Annotated in this window: 19 protein-coding genes and 1 tRNA gene; 10 read left to right on the top strand and 10 right to left on the bottom strand. The window is 41.8% G+C overall.

Annotated features, from left to right (window positions below):
- Both HMPREF9444_RS01125 and HMPREF9444_RS10895 read right to left on the bottom strand, forming a co-directional pair.
- Positions 1 to 615, bottom strand: a 615-nt coding sequence (locus HMPREF9444_RS01125) for an AlbA family DNA-binding domain-containing protein (RefSeq protein WP_187363636.1), incomplete at its 3' end; no start/stop codon positions are given.
- A complete protein-coding gene (locus HMPREF9444_RS10895; protein WP_156791211.1) occupies positions 603 to 749 on the bottom strand; it encodes an RNA-binding domain-containing protein in 147 nt (48 codons plus the stop codon). The genes HMPREF9444_RS01125 and HMPREF9444_RS10895, both read right to left, overlap by 13 nt.
- Before the next feature lie 203 nt (positions 750 to 952).
- Here HMPREF9444_RS10895 and HMPREF9444_RS01120 point away from each other — a divergent pair, with 203 nt between their 5' ends.
- The gene (locus HMPREF9444_RS01120) at positions 953 to 1,726 is read left to right on the top strand and encodes a sulfite exporter TauE/SafE family protein (RefSeq protein WP_009142468.1); all 774 of its coding nucleotides are present in this window, start codon (positions 953 to 955) and stop codon (positions 1,724 to 1,726) included.
- On the opposite strand, the gene HMPREF9444_RS01115 is transcribed toward HMPREF9444_RS01120, so the two are convergent.
- The gene (locus tag HMPREF9444_RS01115; RefSeq protein WP_009142467.1) at positions 1,667 to 2,317 is read right to left on the bottom strand and encodes a DUF416 family protein; all 651 of its coding nucleotides are present in this window, start codon (positions 2,315 to 2,317) and stop codon (positions 1,667 to 1,669) included. The two genes, HMPREF9444_RS01120 and HMPREF9444_RS01115, sit on opposite strands and share 60 nt — an antisense overlap.
- Positions 2,318 to 2,384: 67 nt before the next feature.
- On the opposite strand from HMPREF9444_RS01115, the gene HMPREF9444_RS01110 reads away from it, so the two are divergent.
- The 7 genes from HMPREF9444_RS01110 to HMPREF9444_RS01080 all read left to right on the top strand — a co-directional run bounded on the left by HMPREF9444_RS01110 (position 2,385) and on the right by HMPREF9444_RS01080 (position 10,258).
- Positions 2,385 to 3,374, top strand: a complete 990-nt coding sequence (locus tag HMPREF9444_RS01110; RefSeq protein WP_009142466.1) for a ComEC/Rec2 family competence protein — start codon at positions 2,385 to 2,387, stop codon at positions 3,372 to 3,374.
- A gap of 82 nt (positions 3,375 to 3,456) precedes the next feature.
- Positions 3,457 to 4,293: a carbohydrate ABC transporter permease gene (locus tag HMPREF9444_RS01105; protein ID WP_040909030.1), complete on the top strand. Its 837-nt coding sequence runs from the start codon at positions 3,457 to 3,459 to the stop codon at positions 4,291 to 4,293.
- 16 nt (positions 4,294 to 4,309) lie between these two features.
- Positions 4,310 to 5,545 carry an ABC transporter substrate-binding protein gene (locus HMPREF9444_RS01100; RefSeq protein ID WP_009142464.1) on the top strand — a complete coding sequence of 412 codons (1,236 nt, stop codon included), beginning with the start codon at positions 4,310 to 4,312 and terminating at the stop codon, positions 5,543 to 5,545.
- Positions 5,546 to 5,579: 34 nt separating this feature from the next.
- Complete coding sequence (locus HMPREF9444_RS01095; protein ID WP_040909029.1) at positions 5,580 to 6,452, top strand: carbohydrate ABC transporter permease; 873 nt, start codon at positions 5,580 to 5,582, stop codon at positions 6,450 to 6,452.
- Positions 6,453 to 6,467: 15 nt separating this feature from the next.
- The gene (locus HMPREF9444_RS01090; protein WP_009142462.1) at positions 6,468 to 7,562 is read left to right on the top strand and encodes an ABC transporter ATP-binding protein; all 1,095 of its coding nucleotides are present in this window, start codon (positions 6,468 to 6,470) and stop codon (positions 7,560 to 7,562) included.
- 281 nt (positions 7,563 to 7,843) lie between these two features.
- Positions 7,844 to 9,601, top strand: coding sequence for a peptidoglycan DD-metalloendopeptidase family protein (locus tag HMPREF9444_RS10410; protein WP_009142461.1), 1,758 nt, complete (start codon positions 7,844 to 7,846; stop codon positions 9,599 to 9,601).
- Between the two features lie 156 nt (positions 9,602 to 9,757).
- A complete protein-coding gene (locus HMPREF9444_RS01080; protein ID WP_009142460.1) occupies positions 9,758 to 10,258 on the top strand; it encodes an Rsd/AlgQ family anti-sigma factor in 501 nt (166 codons plus the stop codon).
- On the opposite strand, the gene radA is transcribed toward HMPREF9444_RS01080, so the two are convergent.
- The 5 genes from radA to gltX form a co-directional block, all read right to left on the bottom strand.
- Complete coding sequence (radA, locus tag HMPREF9444_RS01075) at positions 10,255 to 11,631, bottom strand: DNA repair protein RadA (RefSeq protein WP_009142459.1); 1,377 nt, start codon at positions 11,629 to 11,631, stop codon at positions 10,255 to 10,257. The genes HMPREF9444_RS01080 and radA overlap by 4 nt on opposite strands.
- Positions 11,632 to 11,633: 2 nt before the next feature.
- A complete protein-coding gene (serB, locus tag HMPREF9444_RS01070) occupies positions 11,634 to 12,533 on the bottom strand; it encodes a phosphoserine phosphatase SerB (RefSeq protein WP_009142458.1) in 900 nt (299 codons plus the stop codon).
- A gap of 66 nt (positions 12,534 to 12,599) precedes the next feature.
- Positions 12,600 to 13,328 carry a TatD family hydrolase gene (locus HMPREF9444_RS01065; protein ID WP_267902406.1) on the bottom strand — a complete coding sequence of 243 codons (729 nt, stop codon included), beginning with the start codon at positions 13,326 to 13,328 and terminating at the stop codon, positions 12,600 to 12,602.
- Positions 13,329 to 13,350: 22 nt separating this feature from the next.
- Positions 13,351 to 14,943 carry a peptide chain release factor 3 gene (gene prfC / locus HMPREF9444_RS01060; RefSeq protein WP_009142456.1) on the bottom strand — a complete coding sequence of 531 codons (1,593 nt, stop codon included), beginning with the start codon at positions 14,941 to 14,943 and terminating at the stop codon, positions 13,351 to 13,353.
- Between the two features lie 58 nt (positions 14,944 to 15,001).
- Entirely contained in the window at positions 15,002 to 16,402 is a 1,401-nt protein-coding gene (gene gltX / locus HMPREF9444_RS01055; RefSeq protein WP_009142455.1) for a glutamate--tRNA ligase, read from the bottom strand.
- A gap of 701 nt (positions 16,403 to 17,103) precedes the next feature.
- Between gltX and ptsP the strand changes: the two genes are divergently transcribed.
- A complete protein-coding gene (ptsP, locus tag HMPREF9444_RS01045) occupies positions 17,104 to 18,765 on the top strand; it encodes a phosphoenolpyruvate--protein phosphotransferase (protein ID WP_050778968.1) in 1,662 nt (553 codons plus the stop codon).
- Between the two features lie 5 nt (positions 18,766 to 18,770).
- A complete protein-coding gene (locus HMPREF9444_RS01040; RefSeq protein WP_009142452.1) occupies positions 18,771 to 20,090 on the top strand; it encodes a four-carbon acid sugar kinase family protein in 1,320 nt (439 codons plus the stop codon).
- A gap of 42 nt (positions 20,091 to 20,132) precedes the next feature.
- Here HMPREF9444_RS01040 and HMPREF9444_RS01035 read toward each other — a convergent pair whose 3' ends face one another.
- Both HMPREF9444_RS01035 and HMPREF9444_RS01030 read right to left on the bottom strand, forming a co-directional pair.
- Positions 20,133 to 21,260: a Fic family protein gene (locus HMPREF9444_RS01035; protein ID WP_040909028.1), complete on the bottom strand. Its 1,128-nt coding sequence runs from the start codon at positions 21,258 to 21,260 to the stop codon at positions 20,133 to 20,135.
- Positions 21,261 to 21,499: 239 nt separating this feature from the next.
- Positions 21,500 to 21,573, bottom strand: a tRNA-Gly gene (locus HMPREF9444_RS01030).
- Positions 21,574 to 21,581: the final 8 nt, after the last annotated feature.

The raw sequence follows: 21,581 nt of genomic DNA, 5'->3' as shown, positions 1-21,581 counted from the left end.
ATCATCGGCCTTTAGGCCGGTGAGGATGTCAACAACAAATACCGATCTCGTATTTCCCTTAAACATACCGCATTGAATATGAAATGAAGATCCAAATACTCCAAGTAAAGCAACATAACCATTAGTATGATGAAATTTTCCATCCGGAGCTTCTGCTAACAGACCCCAACTTATCAGTACATTTTTAGTAATATTCTTAATGGACTCTTTTTGTACTTCAGATCTACAGTTAGCAAGAGCTACTTGTTTCAATCTTATACATAGATCTTGAATTTCCTTATCATTTACCACCAAATCTTTACGCGCTACCGAATCATAAGAACGACCTTCATCTTCATAATACATTTCAGCTGTAAGCTCTATTCCTGCAAGTCTTGAAGTTCCTGATACTCGTATATATGTGCCATCAACAATACCTTTTGCTTTAATATAATAAGGGCGTTGTCTTCCGGCGTTGATTTCTACAACAATAATTGTTTTTTCATCAATAGTTTGTAAATATACATCAGGAACAATCACAGGCTCACAACTGTCAGAAATAGCTGTTGTAATAGCATCAATCTCTGAAAAAATCTTTTCTTTTGGAATTCCTACAACACGACCTAAATCATCCACGCCAAAAAGAATATAACCCCACTCCCATTAGCAAAAGCAACAACTGACTTAATATATTTAATACTGTCCTTAGGACGCTCAACTTTAAATTCTACATTTTTAGACTCGCCTGCAAGCATTTCTTCTATCGTCATAACTTTCTTACAGTCCTTATGTTTTTTCACTGAATTTTCAAAAATTTTTTATCATCCATTCAATTATAATGTAAAAATTTTAGAACAATTTACCTTTCATATTTTCCATACTTGACATAGTCAATCTTACATCCTAACCTACAGCCCGACATTAAACACAGTTAAATCTACAAAACTTAACTTTTAATCATATTTACTCAAAAATGCTCCAAGAAATTTTAGATGAAATAATTTTATTCAGCGTTTCTTTTATAGCTAACCTTTTTGCCTCGGTTTCAGGAGGCGGTGCAGGTTTTGTACAATTTCCTCTTCTTATATTAATGGGACTTCCTTTTGCCGAAGCCTTAGGAACTCACAAAGTTGCCGTAATCTTTCTCGGTGTCGGAGCTTTGAGCAAGAAAAAAAGCGAACACGGCAAATTCAATCTCGACCGGCAGATTGCGCTTCTTATGCTCTTTATCGGCTGTCCGGCCGTCGTTGCCGGAACGCTTATAGTCATCAGCGTTCCTTCGCAAATTGCCGAAATAGCAGTAGGCATAATTACTATCGCAGCAGGTTTCTACACTTTCTTTAAAAAGCAATTCGGATCAAATGCCAATCCCGAGCGTTCTAAACTGCGGGTTTTAGCTGGAACGTTAGCTATTATTGCAGTGGGCTTATTTTCAGGATCTTTATCCTCAGGTGCAGGTCTTTTTGCCACACTTACCTTTGTTTCAATTTTCCGTTTGGATCTTAAAAGCGCAATTTTACATACTATGGTATTCGTAGCAACAATTTGGAATATCGTGGGAGCGATTACCGTAGGATCGGTAACCGCTATTCATTGGGCATGGGTGCCGGTACTGATTGCTGCTACTTTTTTAGGATCTTTTGCCGGCACAACGCTTTTAATTAAACTTCCGGTAAAAATAGTACGACTAGTTTTTTCCTGCGTGGCTATTATGAGCGGCATAATCCTCATATCTACAGCCGTGTAGATCGTTTTGCTCAATACCGATATTGCTGATATGATCTTTAACCGCGATCTTAATAAGCATCTTGGCTAAATCAGGATCGCGCTTTGCTCCTCGCAGCATTTCCATCAAATCCACTTGGAAATTAATCTCGTTGTCAACCAGCTCCTGCTCTCGCATAGCATCTTCATCAAGATCTTCATCGGTATTGTTTTCTACCATTCGCACCACTGCTGCAAGACTCGATCTTGATGCTATTTCCGCCTCATCGCCCTGGTGAAGAATAATTGCATCAAAAGCGGCAGTTAAAGACGCTGCGGCATCTAAAGCAAATAAAGTCCCGAGGCTGTCTCCGTCTTTATCCGGATCGGGAACAAAAGGATCAAAAACATCCAAAACCTTTTCTAAATCTATGTGATTGAATTTATCTAAGTGATATTCCCAAAGCTTTTTTAACGCGAAATTATATTCCGCTTTGCCCTTATGCTTTACGGTATCTACCCATAATTCAAAATTAGGGAACTGACGATGGGCTAAAACCAAAGCAAAAAGGCTTTGACGCCACGGAGACAACTTATTTAAAGTCGGATAAAACTTTTCACCGAATAATGTCATGAAACAAAACCTTACACGTTAATTTTCTTTACAGAGATTTTACACAGATTTGCTACAAAGATAGAACATGTCTTCAGAAAATCAGGAACTAAAAATGCAGCTTTATTTTGTTAATGTCGGTTACGGAGAATCTATCGTTATCAAAAACGCAGAAAAAGCTATTGTCATAGACGGTGGACCTGACGACAAAGAAACTTATGAAGAAAAAGGGACAATCCGTCTGCACGAGTTTCTAAAAAAGATAGAGATAACAACAATTGAGGCGATGATCTTAACTCATCTTCATTATGATCATGTAGGCGGACTTTATAAAGCCGCCTCCTGCTTTCCCGTTAAAAATTTTTATACTGGATTGATTACCGAAATTGCTCCTCAAGCCGTAAGTTATATCAACGAAAATTTAGAAGAAAATATTTCCACCTTTATGCGCGGAATTTCCATCTATGAAAAATTGCTTAAAACTCTGACTCAAAACAAAGTCACTTGTTGTGAAATTTCCAAAGAAGACCGGCTCTCTTTTTTTGACGGACAAGTACAAATTCAAACACTGGGAATAAGCAAAGACGCTTTATTAAAACGCAAAAATATGCTCGAAAAAGCTTTTTTAGGCTATCAAAATCCCGACAGTCAAAAAATTATGCTTAAATTTGATAAAAGTGAAAACTTATTTTCTCTAGCACAATTCGTCACAGTTAAAAACCGTTCTTTCATGCTTACGGCAGATCAGTCAGGAATTGCACGTTTTGCCGATGAACTGCAGCGTTCTAATGTAGTTAAACTAACCCATCACGGACAAATCGACGGCATGCCGCCCTGTCTTATCGATATCTGCAAACCTTCTTTTTTCGTTATCTGCGCCGATATTAACCGTACATACAACAGCGCTCGTCCGGAAATAGTTGCCGCAGCTCAAGATTATTTAAATAAAGAATCTATAGCCGGTAAAGTTTTTATTACCGGAATGCTTAACAAAAGCTTTCCCTTTAATAAAGAAGTTTGCGCAGTAGGCTTTGACTGCACAAAGGATCTGACGTATTTTCCCGTAATCAAAAATTAACTTTACAAAATCCTTACATAAAACAAATTTGTATTTAAAAAGTGTCTGCTAATCTTACGCCAGCTTTTTTAAAGGTGTAAGTATGATTAGCAACAAACGACAAAAAACCGTAAAAGGAATATGCCTTGCCTTTTTAATGGTATGGACGCTCTTTCCTATTTACTGGATGTTTACCCTTTCAATCCGCAGTCAGGATGATTTGAACTCGGGATTCTCTTTTTACCCGCGATCTTTTTCTCTTGATAATTTTATCGGTCTTTTTACGGAAAAAGGATTTTTGAACGCCATCTTAAATTCTTTATTCGTAACCTGCACTTCTTTGTGCGTATCCTTAGTGTTCGGCGTAATGTGTTCTTACATATTATCCCGCGCCAGATTCAAATTCGGCATGAAGGGCCCGATGCTTTTCTGGGTTCTTCTTATTAGAATTCTGCCGCCTATTTCCCTAGCGCTGCCGCTTTACATCATGATGACATCTTTGGGCATCATCAACACCATGACTCCGATCGTGCTTGCCCACATTTTAATTAACGTACCTTTTATCATCTGGTTCCTTTTGTCATTCTTCCAAAAACTTCCTGTCGAAGTCGAAGAAAGCGCTATGGTTGACGGAGCCAGCGAATGGCAGATGTTTACCAAAATCGTTCTGCCCCAGGTTCTACCCGGTCTTACCGCAGTCGGTATCCTTTCTTTCATGACTTCATGGAATGAATACCTTTACGGTGTAATTTTCGTGCAGGATCCGCAAAACTTTACCATTCCCCTGCTGCTTTCCACCATGAACTCCGAACAGGAGCTCACTCAATGGGGCATGGTCGCGTCAGGCGGAGTTATCTCCTTAATCCCGGTTTTATTTTTCGTAATTTTTGCACAAAACTTCTTAATCTCAGGACTGTCAAGCGGTGCTGTGAAAGAGTAAACCAAAGGAAAAAATCATGAAACATTCACGCTTATTTAAATCCGCAATCTCCGTATTAGCCGGTGCCGTCATACTAAGCTGCAGCGCCTCTGCCGCTCTTGCCGATGACGAGGTAACCCTTACCATCGCCGCACGCGGCGGTTCACACGTTGACGTAATCAATGCCGTTAAAGATAAGTTTGAAAAAGAAAACAACTGCACCATTAAAATTCTGGGTCTTGAAAACGCTTCTTTAAAGCAGAAAGTTTCCCTTGACTCCCGCAATGAAGAAGGTGCCTTTGACCTTGTAATGCTTGACGATCCGTGGATCCCCGAATTTGCCGCAGGCGGTTTGCTTTTAAACTTGACGCAAAACGGTTATAAAGACGATCCTGATTTCGTCACCACCTCTCTTGCCGTATGTAAAGAGCCCTATGCTACCGGCGATACCTACGCTCTGCCTTTTGCCGGCAACGTAACTTTGCTTTTCTATAATGCCGGTGTTCTTGATAAAGTCGGCGCTAAAGTTCCTGATAACTGGCAGGATGTTTTAACCGTCTCGCAAAAAGTAAAAGATCAGGGACTTTTAGGCTATTTAGTCCGCGGACAACAGGGCAACCCGATAGTCGGTGACTATCTGCCGATTTTGTGGGCTATGGGCGGTGACGTTTTTGATAAAGATATGAAGAACGTAACCGTAAACTCACAAATTGCCAAAGACGCCCTTGCCTTATACATCGAACTTTACAAAACCGGCGCCAATTATGACAAAAATGACCTTGTAGCCTCCGTATCCAAAGGCAAAGCCGCCATGAGCCTCGGCTGGCCGTCATGGTTTATCTCTGGCTCCGATTCTTTAGCCAACTATGCCGTAATTCCGGGCAAGAAAGACGCTTCCTCACCTGAATACAGCGCAGGAGTAATCGGCAACTGGATGATGGGCGTTACCGCCAACACCACGCATAAAGATCTTGCCGTCAAATTGCTGCAATACCTAACTTCAGCTGAAGTACAGATCAGCGCTGCCGACAAAGGTGCCGTTCCTACCCGTACTTCTGTCTTCAACAATGCTGATTTGAATGCCAAATATCCGTTCTATCAGGTATTGCTCAAAGGTACTGAAAAATCCAAAGTTCGTCCTCGTACTCCGCTTTGGGGTGAAATCGAGAACGTCTACGGTATCGAGCTTTCCAATGCTTTAACCGGACAAAAATCAATTGATGATGCTTTAAACGACGCCAAAGCCGCCATCGAAGAAGTCATCGCCCGCTAACTGTAAAGCCCCGCCCAGCGGGGCCTATACCATCATGAAAAAATCAACAAGTCTTTTCGAATACTTAATGATAAGCCCTACGGCTTTGGTTTTAACCGTATTAAGCTTATTTCCGTTAATTTTCATTATTTACTACAGCTTTACCGATTATTACTATCTTTCTTTATCCGATCCGAAAAACATCGGTATTGACAACTATATAAAACTGTTTTCAGATCGCTATTTCATGCAAGCGCTGTACAACACCTTCATCTTTACGGTCGTTGCCGTAATCACTGAAGTATTTTTAGGTCTTATGATTGCGGTTTTGATTGACAGCATCGTCAAAAAACAAAAATTTTTCAGAACCGTAAGTCTGCTGCCGACTCTGCTGCCTCCGGTAACCGTAGCTTTGGTATGGCAAATCATGCTTGCCAATAATGACGGTCTTTTCAATTCGATTCTTAATCTCTTGGGCTTTGCAGGCTACAACTTTTTAGGTGAAATCGATACCGCTTTCTGGTGCATTCTGCTTATTGATATCTGGCAGTACTCTCCTTTTGCTTTCCTTTTGATGTATGCCTCACTCCAAGGCGTGCCCAAAGGCCAATACGAAGCGGCAGCAGTTGACGGTGCCAATGCTTTTCAGCGCTTTATCTACATTACTTTGCCCAATATTTCAAACGGCATCGCGCTCGTTGCCATATTGCGTATGATTGACTCATTCCGTCTGTTCGATAAAGTCAACGTCTTGACCAAAGGCGGTCCGGCCAACTCAACAGCCACAATTTCCCAATATATTTATCAAAACGGCGTCAGCTCTTTGCGCGTAGGTTATGCCTCAACTGCGTCAGTAGTAATGACCGTCATGGTCCTTGCCATGGCATCAATCTACATCTACCGTTCATTTAAAACCAAAAAGCTCTAGTAAAGGATTTCTTCCATGGCAAAAATATCGCTTCAACACATCAATAAAACTTATGACGACGGCGTATGCGTAATTGATGACTTAAACCTTGAGATCAAAGATAAGGAATTCATCGTTTTAGTAGGCCCCTCAGGATGCGGCAAATCAACCACGCTGCGTATGATCGCGGGACTTGAAAGCATTTCCGGCGGTGAAATGTATATAGGCGATCGCCTTGTCAACGATTTAAATCCTAAAGAACGCAATATTGCGATGGTTTTTCAAAGCTATGCTCTTTACCCGCATATGACCGTGTACGAGAACATGGCCTTTTCCTTAAAGCTGCAGAAAGTCGACAGCGGAACTATCGATCGTAAAGTCAGAAATGCAGCCAGAATGCTTGATTTAGAGCATCTGTTAGAACGCAAACCTCGTGCCTTGTCTGGCGGTCAGCGCCAGCGCGTAGCATTAGGCCGTGCCATGGTACGCGATCCTGATGTCTTTTTACTTGACGAGCCTTTATCAAATCTTGACGCAAAATTAAGAACCCAAATGCGTACCGAGATTTCATCTTTGCATAAGCAGCTTGGTACGACTTTCATCTACGTTACTCACGATCAGACCGAAGCCATGACCATGGCCGATCGCATTGTCGTAATGAAAAGCGGTGAGATTTTACAAGTCGATACCCCGACCAACCTTTACAATCATCCTAACTGCATATTCGTTGCAGGCTTTATCGGCTCGCCGCAAATGAACTTCTTTAAAGGCAAACTTGAAAGAAACGGTGATCACCTTGACTTTGAATTTGACGGTAATGTCATAGCCGTAAATAAAGAAAATCAGCCCGGCTCTCTTGAAAGCTACACCGGCAAAGAAATTTATCTCGGTATCCGCCCTGAGCATATCCATATCAAAGCTCACGACAATATGCAGAAAGTCCGTGCTACCATGGAGTTTCGTGAACTGCTGGGCGCCGATATATGTCTTTATACCAAAACCGGAACCGATCGTATGGTGATAAGATGTCCTTCAACTTATGAAGGCGAGTTAAGTCAAAATTGCGATTTTTATTTTGACATGTCAAAAGTGCATTTCTTTGACGCAGTCACTGAGCGCACCATCATTTAAAAACTGTTTAAGCCTTGCAAAATGCAAGGCTGTTTTTCTTTCGCTTTGCTATCCTTTGCAAACTGCAAGACCACCTTCAAGCTTCCACAATTTTTGCCCTTCATCACATATTCATCATCTCAAAATTGCTTATCGTGAAATTTTCATTAAAAACTTGAACTTTTTACTGTAAAAATAGTCGTTTATTACATAAAATATGAGAAATTTTTTTATTTTTCATAGCGTCTCTTTTTTCTAAGAGACTGTTTCCGGCAATTTTTCACATAAAACCTTTTTATTGCATGCATTTTGAAGATTTCATTTCAGGAGAGCCCCTAAAAAAAGGCCCCGCAGGTGCTTTATTACCGAAAAAGCATATCATTATCATCTGTGCCTCAATTGCCGTTATCGCTTTAGCCGCCATTTCTGTTTCAATTCCTGCCGATGCTTCAAATGACGCAGGATTAGTTGCCGTTAATGATCCGAACTCATCAGACGAGATGATTCTTATCGACCCGAATGCAACCGATAACATAATCCGCCCTGAAAACTCACTTACTGATGCATTATTGCCAAACAGTGCAGATGCCAAGGTAAAAACCTATGCAGTCGGTAAACAGATTGTGGAAGTTGACTCTAACCCGATAACTCTTGATACGATGGATGACGAACTTACCGACACAGCCATTGATGAAGATAACTCAATTGAAAAACAGGTTAGAAAACTTGCCAAAGCCGAAGGCTCGGATTTGACTCCCAATCACTGGTATACCGAAACGGTGACTAAAGGCGATACCATATCCTCAATTTTCTCGGATTTGAACATTCCGGCAAGAACCTTAGTTGCAATCCGCAAAACAGACGGTCTGACCAAATCATTCGATAAGCTGCAGATTGGCGATACCCTTTCATTTTTAATTGACGATGACAACAATCTTTTATCTTTCGTCAAACAGGAAAACAAAAAATCCCAACTGCGTTTTACCCGTCCTGACAGCTTAGGCTCTGATTTTATTTTAACTAAAGAAGCTTTAAATGCTCATACCGCCGTCAGTACCGTAAAATTACTTGCAGAAGCAAAACAAGAGCTTAAAAAGCTCAATAAAGACACTCCTGCAGCAGAAATGCAGGATAACTCTCAAGGCTCACTATTGGCCGAAGCCAAGAAAAAAGCCGATGCTTTAGAACAAGAAGCAGCACAAGCTGCAGCTGACAGCAAGACTACTGAAAGCACTCATGATAAGCTTTTTGCCTCACGCGGCCGCCTTGTTGTCGTCAACATAGAAAAAGGACAGACCTTTGCTGAAGCTGCTTATAACTGCGGACTCAGTTATTCGGAAATATACAAAATCATCGGTTTGTTTAAAGGGCGCATTCAATTTTCACGGCATATACAGCCGGGTGATTCCATGCGTGTGCTGTTTTCCAACAGTAAAGGCAAAGGATCAATCAACGCTGTTGAATTCAAACTGTCGCGCCTTGGCAAGGTTGCCACCTACCGTAACCTAACTGATAATCGTTACTATGATGAAAACGGACCTGCCGCAGCTAAAAAAGCTACGTTCAAACGTATTCCGCTTGAAGGCAATGTTCGCATTTCATCACAGTTCAATCCTAACCGCCGTCATCCGGTCACCGGGCGTATTCGTCCGCATAACGGAACCGACTTTGCGGTAAGAGTCGGAACCAGGGTTATCGCACCGTCAAGCGGAGTTGTCGAAACTGCTCGTTACTCGCGATCTGCCGGCTACTTCATCGTATTAAATCATGCCAACGGCTATTCCACCGTATACATGCATTTATCAAAACTCAACGTTAAACCCGGTCAAAGAGTCAAAATGGGTCAGGTTATTGCCCGTTCAGGCAATACCGGCATATCAACGGGCCCCCATTTGCACTACGAGTTAAGAAGAAACGGCCGTCCGGTTAACGCGATGCGAGTCAAGTTGCCAAGCTCGGGAGTTTCCTCTGCAACGACAAGACAGATTCAGCGTTTTAAAAATAACGTAGCGCAATTTAAAAAAGATCTTTATAACTCACGGCTTATGGCTCAAAACTAAAAATAGCTTTCTACTCTTTTTATATGAAACGATCGGAAGTTGCCGATCGTTTCTTTTTTGTGCTTACAAAGCTTAATTTTTGACGAAATTAACATCAATCTTTACCGATTTCTTTTAAGCTTTAAACAAGTCTTACAAAGACTTGAGGAGCTACGTATGGGACAAGATACTTTAAGAGGTTTTAATACCCAGCTACAAGAAGTCGACGATCGTTATTCCTGGATCAATGACATGATTAAAGCACGTCAAGATCTTGTTTTAATGTACATGAAACTTTTAAACCTCACGCCCAAAGGAAGTACCGACATTACCGAGTGTTATCCTTCCTATGAAGAAGTGACAAGTTTTTGTGAGCACCTTATAGACTACCTGTCCCACGGTCATTTTGATCTCTATCCTAAAATAATCGAGCTAATCGAAAATGCTTCGGGACGCTCGCTGTCCATCGCACATCGTGTCTTACCGCGTATTGAAAAAACTACGGAATTTTTAATGCGTTTTAGTGATTTATATGCCGAAGATCTTAATGAAAAGAAAATGCAAAGCTTAAAGCGTGATTTGGAGCAGGTCGGAAAATGCCTCGAGCAGCGTTTTAAAAATGAAGACCGCCTCATTATCGGACTTCGTCTCGTCCACTCCATCATGAAAAGCAATTAGACCAAATCAATTAAATCACCGATGCGCTTTACGGCAATGATTTCCATTCCGGCAGGCGCTTTTTTGGGAGCATTATCAAAAGGTACAATTGCCCTTTTAAAGCCCTGCTTAAAAGCTTCGGCAATACGCTCCTGTCCTGACGGAACAGGTCTTATTTCTCCGGTAAGACCCACTTCACCGAACGCAATCGTCGTTCTGTCAATAGGCTTTGAATGGTAAGAAGACAATAAAGCCAAAATTAAAGGTACGTCTGACGCAGTTTCCTCGACTTTTACTCCGCCTACGACATTAACAAACACGTCCTGATCGGCAAGCTGACAACCTCCGTGCCGATGCAATACCGACAACAGCATGGCAAGGCGATTAGGATCGGTGCCTAAAGACAAGCGCCGCGGGTTACCGAGCTGAGATAAATCAACCAGAGCCTGCAGCTCGACTAAAAGCGGGCGAGTCCCTTCCCAGACCACCATGGCAAGAGAGCCCGGAGCAACTGTTTCCTGACGATTTAAAAAAATCGCAGACGGATTTTTAACTTCGCAAAGACCATGATCAGTCATAGCGAAAACACCGATTTCATTAACCGCTCCGAAACGGTTTTTATGACAACGCAGGGTTCTAAAACGCGGATCGTTTCCTGACTCCAAAATAACCGAACAATCAACACAATGCTCTAAAATCTTAGGTCCGGCAAGAGTTCCGTCCTTAGTCACGTGCCCGATTAAAAACACCGCAATACCGGTTTTCTTGGCAAACTGGGTTAAAGCAGCCGCTCCCTCGCGAACCTGACTTACGGATCCAGGAGCCGATTCAACTCCCTGCACGTGCATTACTTGAATAGAGTCGACAATCAAAACAGCCGGCTTTTCCTCGGCCGCAATCCGGCAAATTTCATCAATTGAAGTCTCTGCGGCAATTCTTACCCGCTCAGTAGGCAGCATCAGACGCTGAGCCCGCAATGCCACCTGCTGCAAAGACTCCTCACCCGTGATATACAAAACAGCTGCATGGCTTGCAAGCTTGCATACGGTTTGCAGGAGCAATGTAGATTTACCTGCTCCGGGATTGCCGCCCAGCAGTACCACAGATCCGGGAACAATGCCGCCGCCTAAAACCCTGTCAAACTCGCCGTACCCGGTATATAAACGCTGCGCTTTTTCAAGCTTTACATTATTAAGATTACTGACTCCGCTGCCGCTTGCTCCGGCAAAACCCGACATAGCTCTGGCGGCCGCACTGCGACCTGCCGAAGGCTCATCATTTACTCTTATTTCGCTTATGGTATTCCACTCGCCGCACTCACGGCATTGTCCCTGCCAGCGCGGATAACGTGCTCCGCAAGAAGCGCATACATATACCGTTTTAACTTTTGCCATATCTACAGATCACCGCTTTTGAGCATTAACAGAACCGTGGAAAGGTCAGAATAATTAAGGCAGGCTAAAGCTTCGGCTTGAACCTTGGGCTTGGCGTGATAAGCAATTCCCAAAGACGCGGCATTCATCATTAACAGATCATTAGCTCCGTCCCCTATCGCAATACTTTGCTCTTTAGGTACCGAAGCTTTAGTCATCAGATCCGCAAGCGCATCTTTTTTCTTTAAAGCATCAACGATTTCACCCTCAACAAATCCCGTAAATTTTCCGTCTTTTATCTCAAGGCTGTTAGCCCTGACCATATCAAGATCATATTTATCTTTAAGAACATTAATAAGCTGTACAAAACCGCCTGAAGCTATTCCTACCTTCCAGCCTTTTTCCTTAAGCCCCTTGACCAGAACGCCGTAACCTTCCGTTTCATGCATGATAGATTTTACTTTTTCAAGAACTAAAGCATCACCGTCCTTTAATAACGACACTCTCTTTTTTAATGATGAAGCAAAATCAAGTCGACCGTGCATAGCCTCACCCGTTATGGCTGCAACCTTATCATAAACATTAAGGCAACGGGCAATTTCATCAATACCTTCAATCTGCACTGAGGTCATATCCATATCCATTACCAAAACTCCGGGTGTTTTTAAAGACGGAACGGATTGAACCATAATAACGTCAAAATCAAAAAGTTTTTGGCAGACGGCTTCCCTTAAGCACTCTTTTAATTCTGTGTAATTGTCGCATTCATAAATATATAGAGCATATGAATGGTTAAACTCTGTACCTGCCGCTTTCAACTGAAGCGTTCTGTCATTTAAAGCCAAATGCTCGCACAGTCTGTTTATCGCGTTTAACTCGTTTAATTCATTATTCTTGACTGATAAATATAAAAACACCTGCATCTTTTCGTCCTTTTACATACTGCGCTTTTAAAGCAATAACGCTATTTTACAAAAGGACCGAACAATTTAAAACGCGGATGCGATATTTTCGCCATTAAGGTTCAAAACAGCACAAGCATTAAATAACATTTTGTTTTTAAATGCTTTTTCATCCAAAGAAAAAAGTATGCAAAGCTCTTTTATTAAGCTGTTAAAAAGTTTGCAATCATAGCTTAAGCGATCGTCAAAATCGCTTTCCAAAACCAAATTTGCCGCCCCCGCATAAATTAATGCTTCATTAAAAGACCGTCCGCGCCTTAAGCCGTAGCGTCCGATCCCGAGTATGAATCCCGCATCCAAATAACGCTTAGCCAAATCCTTTGAAAAAGTAAAACCGTGAATTATTCCGCTTAGTTTCCCGCGATATTCATTTAAAAGCTTTAAAAGTTCGTTATGATATTTTCTTATATGCAATGAAAGCGGTATGGAATAAGCTGTCGCCATATCACAAAAAAAGCGCAGATTATAAAGCTGCTCTTCAAGAGAAATTGCCGCTTTATCATCTAATCCGCACTCGCCTATGCATAATATTTTATTGTTATTTAAAAGATTATTCCACTCATCCTTTTCTTTATCACTAAGACTTCCCGTCGCATAGCAAGGGTGAAGACCTACTCCTGCAAAAATATTTTTACCGCTATTTTGCAGGTTTAAAAGACTGTCTTTAAAATCTACGGCAACAGATAATGCACAGATTTTATTGAGCTTAAGCATAAGACAAAGCGCGTCTTGAGAACGCGCTTTTGTCAAATGCATATGAGTGTCAAAAAAGCACATCTTAATGCTCGCGCGTTGCGGCAAAATGCACTTTAGGATGTCTCTCCATGGTTAACGATAAGTTAACACCGGAACTTGCCAAATACGTCAGATTATCACCGCCGTCATAAGCAAGATTCTGCGGAACCTTCTTTTCAAGCTCTTCAAGTGCTTTAGGATCGTCAGAGCTTACCCAGCGGGCGGTCGACACATTGACATTCTCGTAAACGGCATCCACGTTATATTCATGCTTAAGGCGCGATACCACCACGTCAAACTGCAAGACACCGACGGCACCAACGATTAAGTCGTTGCTGACTATAGGACGGAATACTTGTACCGCACCTTCTTCTGACAACTGTACCAATCCTTTAAGCAGCTGCTTTTGCTTTAAAGGATCTTTTAAGCGAATGCGGCGAAACAGTTCAGGCGCAAAGTTGGGGATACCGCTAAAATGCAGAATTTCACCTTCTGTGAAGGTATCTCCGATGCGGATGGTTCCATGATTATGAATACCGATAATGTCACCCGCCACGGCAGAAAGTGCCATTTCACGTTCTCCGGCCATAAAGGTAACGGCATCAGATATCTGCACGTCGCGCTCAATGCGTACATGACGCAGTTTCATTCCTTTATGATAACGTCCTGAAACCAAACGCATGAAAGCGATGCGATCGCGATGCTTGGGATCCATATTAGCTTGGATCTTAAAAATAAAACCGGAAAGCTTCTCTTCAGTCGCCTGTACTTTTCTTGAATCAGCCTCACGATCTAAAGGAGACGGCGCCCAAGCAGTCAGACCGTCCAGCATGCAGTCAACACCGAAATTACCTAAAGCGGTACCGAAAAACACCGGGGTAAGATCTCCGTTTAAAAAGGCCTCTTCATCAAAAGGATTCGATCCTCCCTGAATAAGTTCCATATCTTCGCGTAATTTAGCGGCAAAATCTTCACCGATAGCAGCATCAAGCTCAGGATTATCAAGACCTTTTATTACACGGCGCTCTTGAATATGGAAGCCCTCACCTGAATGATATAAAAGAACTTCATCACGCAGGATATGGTAAATACCCTTAAACGACTTGCCGCTGCCTATAGGCCAGGTAATTGGAGCGCATAAAATATTAAGCTCATTTTCAACCTCATCCATAAGCTCCAAAGGATCGCGGGTTTCACGATCAAGCTTATTCATAAAAGTCAAAATCGGAGTCGAACGCAAACGCGTTACCTCCATGAGCTTACGGGTACGCTCCTCAACACCCTTAGCCGCATCAATCACCATCAGGCAAGAGTCTACTGCAGTAAGAACGCGATAAGTGTCTTCAGAAAAGTCTTCGTGGCCCGGGGTATCAAGCAAATTGACGATACAGCCGTTATACGGGAACTGCATTACTGAGGTAGTAACCGAAATGCCGCGTTCTTTTTCCATATCCATCCAGTCGGATTTGGCAAAAGAGCCGGTACTGCCGCGGCCTTTTACTTCACCTGCTCGCTGGATCACGCTGCCGAAAAGCAAAACCTTTTCGGTAATCGTAGTTTTACCTGCGTCAGGGTGGGAAATAATCGCAAAGGTACGGCGCTTGTGCACCTCGTTTATAAAATTCTGATCTGCCATAAATTATTTACGCATAAAAAAAGCGGACAAAACACCTTCGTCCGCTTACTTAAATCATCTACTTGGAAAAGTGAGCAATCGCTTTTTCAATACGCTTTAATGCACGATCGCGTCCGACCAAAACCATAGTGTCACCGATACCCGGGGACATAGCTGTACCGGTCATGGCAAGGCGTAAAGGCTGTCCGACTTTGCCCATACCGATTTCAAGTCTTTTAGCCAAAGCTTCCAGAACTTCGTCAATGGCCTGGGGCTCCCATGAAGAAAGTGAATTTAAGGACTCAAGTGCTGCTTTAAGTACATCAACCGAGCCTTCTTTAATCCACTTTTTTACACCGGCAGGATCGTATTCGGTAAAATCCTCATAGTAGCAGCGGGCCTTTTGTGCCATTTCTTTTAAAGTATGGGTACGCTCGGCATAGTTTTTAACTACCAGCTCAGGAGCAGGACCTTGAGACAAATCGGTAACGCCGATACGGTTTAAATGCCAAACCAGTTCTTTTGCTACATCTTCAACCGGTAAAGTCTTCATATAGTGAGCATTAAGCCAATCAAGTTTTTTGGTGTTAAAACTGGATGCGCTCTTGGAGATCTGAGCCGGGTCAAACCACTCTATCATCTCCTCACGGGAGAAAATTTCCTGATCGCCGTGACTCCAGCCAAGACGAACCAAATAGTTAACTAAAGCTTCAGGTAAATAGCCGTCTTCACGATACTGCATAACGCTTACCGCTCCGTGACGCTTTGACAGCTTAGTACCGTCATCTCCTAAGATCATTGCCACGTGACAAAATACCGGGATCTTGGCACCTAATGCTTTATACAGGTTAATCTGACGGGGAGTGTTGTTGACATGATCGTCCCCGCGAATAACATGGGTAATACCCATATCGTAATCATCAACAACCACGCAGAAATTATAGGTCGGAGTCCCGTCTGAACGCTGGATGATAAAATCATCCAACTCGCTGTTCTGAAATTCAATATGGCCCTTTACCAAATCGTCAAAGGCGACGGTTCCTGTATCAGGATTGCGAAAACGAATTACATAAGGCTCATCAGGAGCATGCTCGCTGTGATCATCACGGCAATGACCGTCATAACGAGGCTTCAAGCCCTTTTCCATCTGCTCCTGACGCATCTTTTCAAGGCGTTCTTTAGAGCAATAACACTTATAAGCAAGACCTTTTTCCAAAAGCTCATTGATAACTTCTTTATAACGGTCAAAACGCTTGGTCTGATAATAAGGACCTTCATCCCAATTAAGATTGAGCCATTGCATTGACTCTAAAATAGCGTCAATTGCAGGCTGAGTGGAACGTTCTCTATCGGTATCTTCAATACGCAGCACAAACTCTCCGTTACAGTGTCTTGCGTACAACCACGAAAACAATGCGGTTCTGGCACCGCCGACGTGCAAAAAACCCGTAGGTGACGGGGCAAAGCGAGTCTTGACCATTTATCTAAATATCTCTTTACTGCTATTTAATTCAAGATGGGCGTATTTTAGCACTTTCGCTTGCTTTTTTCCGCTATTACAAGACTAGCAGCTTAAGGAATATCCTTTGATTATTTTCTTCTGCCTTAAGGCCCTGCGGATAACGGAAACCGTCATCACTGTGCCTTTTCTTAAACTTGGGATATCCTCCATTGCCTTTAAAAAACTTTTTAAACGCCTCATATAAATCCATTACTTTCTGCTGCAGGACTTGACTGTGACAATATTTCTTTTAAAAAAGAATATTCTTCTTTTAATTTCTTTAAAGCGTAATTAAATGTGTATTGATTAAGTTTAGGTTTAACACATAAAGCTTTGGCTTCATCTTTACTTAAAGTTTCTCCCCCAACACCGCATTAATTAAATCCATATACCTAAAATATGAAAATCCTATCTGCCGCAAAATAATGTTTTGTACCAAAACATAAGCTTTAAACGTTGTTGTATTAATTACGCCGACTTTAATACTTCATATTACAAACCGTTCGCCGGATGAGATATGCTGCATTCTTAATCTAAAGACTTGGCATCAAATCTAACTGCATGAATTTCTCACTAAAAATTAGAAATTTGTAAGCAATGAAGCTTTTTTAGAATAGATCCTTAGGTTAATATTTCAAAGTTAACCAAACACAATGACCAGATAAATAAATTATATGGAAATGCCAACCAGTCAAAAAGCAAAACTTCAGATCCGCGGTACGCCTGCAAGCCGCGGCATAGCTTTCGGCCGCATCTCTTTTTTAAAACGCCACGCTCTTCCTTCTGAGCGGCACGAAGTTTCTGACATGAAAGCCGAGCTTGAACGCTTTGAAAAAGCTCGAACCGATGCAATAGCTCAGCTTGGCAATCTTTATGAAGCATCTCTTGAAAAAGTCGGTGAACAGAATGCAGTGGTCTTTCAAATTCACCAGATGATGCTCGACGATCCGGATTACGTCTCTCAAATAAATGAGTTAATCGAAAACGAACACGTCAATGCTGAATACGCTGTAGACTTCGTTTCCAAAAAATTTGCCGACATGTTCAAAAGCATGGATAACGATTACATGCAAGGACGTGCTGCGGATGTAATTGATATTTCTCGTCGCGTAACCGAGTTGCTGCTTTTAAATTCAGGTCAGCTCATCCCGCAGAAAATCTCTCCTTCTCAAGGCCAGCCTGTAATTTTAGCAACTGATGATCTGTCGCCGAGTGAAACCGTCCAGCTTGATAAAGACTCAGTATCCGGCATTATTACTTCAGACGGATCTTCAAGATCGCATACGGTGATCTTTGCAAGAACTATGGGCATTGCCTCGGTTATCTGCATCGGACCTTCACTTAACCCTTCCCTTGAAGGAAAATTTGCTATCGTCGACGGCGGCAGCGGTATTGTTTATATTGAGCCCGATGAGGCGACTATAGCTGAATTTACCGAAAGAAAACGTACGGAAGATGCGCTGCGTGCTCGCCTTGAGCAATTCCGCGGCAAAGAGACTTTGACTTTATCCGGCAGAAAAATTCATCTTTATGCCAACATCGGCTCTGCCGACGACATAGAACTTGCCAAAGCCTCGGACGCAGAAGGCATCGGACTTTTCCGCAGTGAATATATTTATCTGTCATCTCCTGATTTTCCGAGTGAGGAAACTCAATTTAACATTTACAAACAAGTACTTGAAGGCATGTCCGGCAAACAGGTCATTATCCGTACCCTTGATATAGGCGCAGATAAAACAGCAGATTATTTTATGCTAAAGCCCGAGGACAATCCGGCGATGGGCATGCGGGCAGTACGTATCTGTCTTACCCGCCCTGAAATATTCAAAACCCAGCTCAAAGCTCTCTATCGCGCTTCAATATACGGTAACCTCGCTATCATGTTCCCGATGATTACCACGGTTGAAGAAGTCAAGCAGTGCATAGCTTTATGTGATGAAGTAAAAAAAGATCTCAGTAAAAACTCAATTCCTTATTCTCATAATGTAAGTCTCGGAATTATGATCGAGACGCCGGCCTCTGCCATAATCAGCGACGAACTTGCCCAATATGTAGATTTCTTTAGTATCGGTACTAACGATTTAACGCAATTTACATTGGCAGTAGATCGCCAAAATGCTGAAATCAGTAAATTTTTAAACCCTTACCATCATGCCGTTATCCGCCTTATTGAATATACAGTGAAAAACGCGCATGATGCGGGAATTTGGGTCGGAGTATGCGGCGAACTTGCTGCCGATGAAGGTTTTACACATGAGCTGGTAAGGATAGGCGTCGATGAAATCTCCGTTGCGCCTTCAAGTGTACTTATGTTGCGTGCCAGAATTTCAACTTTAGGATAAAAACCATGGCTGAATGCGTTGTAATTTCAGATGAAATCACCGGCGGCAGTTCAGTTGCCGCCATGCTTGAAAAAAATCGTTGTACGGTTTGTTCCCTTATCAGCAATAAAGGACTAAAAGATCCGGCCACGGCTAAATTTGACTGTCTGGTTTATTCCACCAACAGCCGTACCCTAACTCCGGAACAAAGTTATCAATTGGTTTTCTATGCCGGAAAACTTCTGAAAAATCCCGAAGTAAAGCTTTATGCAAAACGCATTGATCCTTCAATGCGCGGCAATACCTGCACTGAAACCCAGGCGTTGCTTGACGCCTTAGGCGAGCCTGATCGCGTAGCCATCGTAGTTCCTGCTTTTCCCGATCTAAAACGTATTAACGTAGGCGGTTACATATTAGTTGACGGACTGCCGCTGCAAAAATCACTTGCAGGGCTTGATGATATGCGACCTGCCCAAGGCGGACGCGTTGCAGAGCTTTTTTCAGAGAAATTCCGCTACCATACAGAGGTCTTATACCTAAAAGAATTCATTAAAGGAACCGAGCATTTAAGCAATAGACTTAAAGAATTGGCTGAAAAAGGAGCCCGGGCCATCGTTCTTGACTGTACTTCTCAAGAGGACATTAATACTATTGCCGACGCCGTGTTAGCCTCAGGAATCAAATTCCTTGCAGTAGATCCGGGGCCTTTTACTGCAACTCTTGCAAGAAAAGTAATGCGTGAGGCAGAATCACATAAAGCTGCCAATCAAAAAATTTTCGGCTTGGTAGGCGGTATCAGTCCGCTCATTGCAGCCCAAGTCGAGAAGCTGCGCCTTGAAGAACAAGTCCTGCTTATATCAGTTGACAGCGCAGCACTGATTGAAGATGATCAGCGCCGAGCTGCCGAAATCGATCGCGTGGTAAATGAGTATCTTGCAAAATGCGATGAATACAAAATCATCTTTGTCGTATCCGATCACTTAGGTGCCACATCCCAGCAAATATTGACATATGAAACGGAGCTTGAAAAAACAGGAAGATCAAGTCTTGAGGCTTTGGATTTAACCAGCTCGGCTTACGGACAAATTGCAAGACGCGTTCTTCTCGGAGATCCCAACGTAAAAGCCATTTACTCCACCGGAGCCGAATACACTCTTGCCGTATGCCGAGAACTAAAATCATCGGGACTTAACATATTAGGACAAGTTCTGCCGCTCACTGCCTACGGTGAAATCTTAGGCGGAGACTTTAATGGTCTTAAATACGTAACATCCTCGTCATCTGCTACAGATGCATCTACAATTACGGCAAGTATTCAATATTTAAAGAGGAAGATGGAGATTTAAGGATAAGCAACAAAGAGGATGACTATCGTCACCCTCTTTTTTCTAATTACTTAATATCCTGATTAAATTGTAATTTATATAAGATTTATTTCTTTTTATATTCTTAGATGTAAATAGTAAATCATATTCTACTAATGCATTTAAAGCTTTACGAGCTGTAGTAATATTCATTTTACAGATTTGAGATACATCCTTAACCGTAAGTCTCGGACATTGGAATGATAACAACCAAGCTTTTCTCTCTGAATCAAGCTTTATTTTTTTCAACCCCTGTTCGGCCAACTGAGTAGACGTTTGCATTTTTTTTACTAATTGTTCAGACATACGTCCGCAGCAATCAACAAAAAAGCTAAGCCAAGCAAACCAATCCGGATCTTCTCCCCTAATACCATTTAATAAATCGTAATAACGACTTCTCTCTTTCTCCAATTCTTCACTAACTAAAAAAACAGGAACATTAACTAAACCGTATTTAACAGCCATTAAAGCTATTAAAATTCTTCCTAATCTGCCATTACCGTCAAGGAAAGGATGTATTGATTCAAATTGAGCATGCATAATAGCTATTTTTAATAGAGGATCTGCATGTTCATCAATAATAAACAAATCAGGCTGATTAATCTCAATGAAACTACTATGATGTATACCATTGACGAAAAACTCTAAATTTTCCATATAGTTCGAAATAGTTTGCGCTTCTACAGGAATGTATACAGCATGTTCAATTTTAGAATCAGGCCCTATAAAGTTTTGTATTTTGCGAAACTCTCCACCGGCTGAATTTGTGCCGCGAGCATTAGTCATTAAAATTCTATGTAATTCTTTTATTAACCGAGTTGAAAAAGGCATTCCGCTATCAATTAATAACAGCCCATGTTTTAGCGCTTCCTGATAGTTAAGAACCTCTTGTTTTTCCCATTCTTTTTGTTTATTGGAAGATTTTTCAAACATATCATAGAAAGTAACTTGAGTACCCTCTATTCGTGTGGATTGAACAGATTCCGATAAAGAAAATAAACTTACCAACGAGTCTCTGACTAATGAATGACCGAACTCACTTTTCATAGAGCCTATAACCATGTTTACTTTAGCAAGCTTTTGTAAAAGAATGACAGCCTCTTTAATTGACATAGAGGGAGGCAAAAATTTTAATCCTTTTTTACTTGTCATCTTTTTCTCCATATAAGATTAAAAATTAACTAAAGTTAAACTTATAAAGCAGTATAAAACTATATTTACACAAAAAACACCATTAATACATCAAAGTTAAATTTTAAAGATACAAGCTAAAAAGCGTAAAAAAAATGATGTCTTTCAAACAAAAAAAATAAAGACGATTTTGGTTATACTGTAAATTTTGAGGTTAACTGGAAGATTTGGTTCTTGCCCGGAAATGATGTGAAAATCTATGGAGCGAGCGACGGGAATCGAACCCGCGTCAGAAGCTTGGGAAGCTCCTGTTCTACCATTGAACTACGCTCGCATTGAAAG

The sequence above is a fragment of the Succinatimonas hippei YIT 12066 genome (assembly GCF_000188195.1).
GTDB lineage: Bacteria > Pseudomonadota > Gammaproteobacteria > Enterobacterales > Succinivibrionaceae > Succinatimonas > Succinatimonas hippei.
This window is presented reverse-complemented; position numbering and strand designations above follow the sequence as displayed.

What these genes read in the sequence shown, in the direction of transcription:
- HMPREF9444_RS01120 (WP_009142468.1), top strand. Translation starts at nt 953, where the DNA reads ATGCTCCAAGAAATTTTAGATGAAATAATTTTATTCAGCGTTTCTTTT.
- HMPREF9444_RS01110 (WP_009142466.1), top strand. Translation starts at nt 2,385, where the DNA reads ATGTCTTCAGAAAATCAGGAACTAAAAATGCAGCTTTATTTTGTTAAT.
- HMPREF9444_RS01100 (WP_009142464.1), top strand. Translation starts at nt 4,310, where the DNA reads ATGAAACATTCACGCTTATTTAAATCCGCAATCTCCGTATTAGCCGGT.
- HMPREF9444_RS01040 (WP_009142452.1), top strand. Translation starts at nt 18,771, where the DNA reads ATGGCTGAATGCGTTGTAATTTCAGATGAAATCACCGGCGGCAGTTCA.
- HMPREF9444_RS01065 (WP_267902406.1), bottom strand. Translation starts at nt 13,328, where the DNA reads ATGCATTTGACAAAAGCGCGTTCTCAAGACGCGCTTTGTCTTATGCTT.
- HMPREF9444_RS01105 (WP_040909030.1), top strand. Translation starts at nt 3,457, where the DNA reads ATGATTAGCAACAAACGACAAAAAACCGTAAAAGGAATATGCCTTGCC.
- ptsP (WP_050778968.1), top strand. Translation starts at nt 17,104, where the DNA reads ATGCCAACCAGTCAAAAAGCAAAACTTCAGATCCGCGGTACGCCTGCA.
- HMPREF9444_RS01095 (WP_040909029.1), top strand. Translation starts at nt 5,580, where the DNA reads ATGAAAAAATCAACAAGTCTTTTCGAATACTTAATGATAAGCCCTACG.
- HMPREF9444_RS01090 (WP_009142462.1), top strand. Translation starts at nt 6,468, where the DNA reads ATGGCAAAAATATCGCTTCAACACATCAATAAAACTTATGACGACGGC.
- HMPREF9444_RS01080 (WP_009142460.1), top strand. Translation starts at nt 9,758, where the DNA reads ATGGGACAAGATACTTTAAGAGGTTTTAATACCCAGCTACAAGAAGTC.
- HMPREF9444_RS01035 (WP_040909028.1), bottom strand. Translation starts at nt 21,260, where the DNA reads ATGACAAGTAAAAAAGGATTAAAATTTTTGCCTCCCTCTATGTCAATT.
- serB (WP_009142458.1), bottom strand. Translation starts at nt 12,533, where the DNA reads ATGCAGGTGTTTTTATATTTATCAGTCAAGAATAATGAATTAAACGAG.
- radA (WP_009142459.1), bottom strand. Translation starts at nt 11,631, where the DNA reads ATGGCAAAAGTTAAAACGGTATATGTATGCGCTTCTTGCGGAGCACGT.
- gltX (WP_009142455.1), bottom strand. Translation starts at nt 16,402, where the DNA reads ATGGTCAAGACTCGCTTTGCCCCGTCACCTACGGGTTTTTTGCACGTC.
- HMPREF9444_RS10895 (WP_156791211.1), bottom strand. Translation starts at nt 749, where the DNA reads ATGACGATAGAAGAAATGCTTGCAGGCGAGTCTAAAAATGTAGAATTT.
- HMPREF9444_RS10410 (WP_009142461.1), top strand. Translation starts at nt 7,844, where the DNA reads ATGCATTTTGAAGATTTCATTTCAGGAGAGCCCCTAAAAAAAGGCCCC.
- HMPREF9444_RS01115 (WP_009142467.1), bottom strand. Translation starts at nt 2,317, where the DNA reads ATGACATTATTCGGTGAAAAGTTTTATCCGACTTTAAATAAGTTGTCT.
- prfC (WP_009142456.1), bottom strand. Translation starts at nt 14,943, where the DNA reads ATGGCAGATCAGAATTTTATAAACGAGGTGCACAAGCGCCGTACCTTT.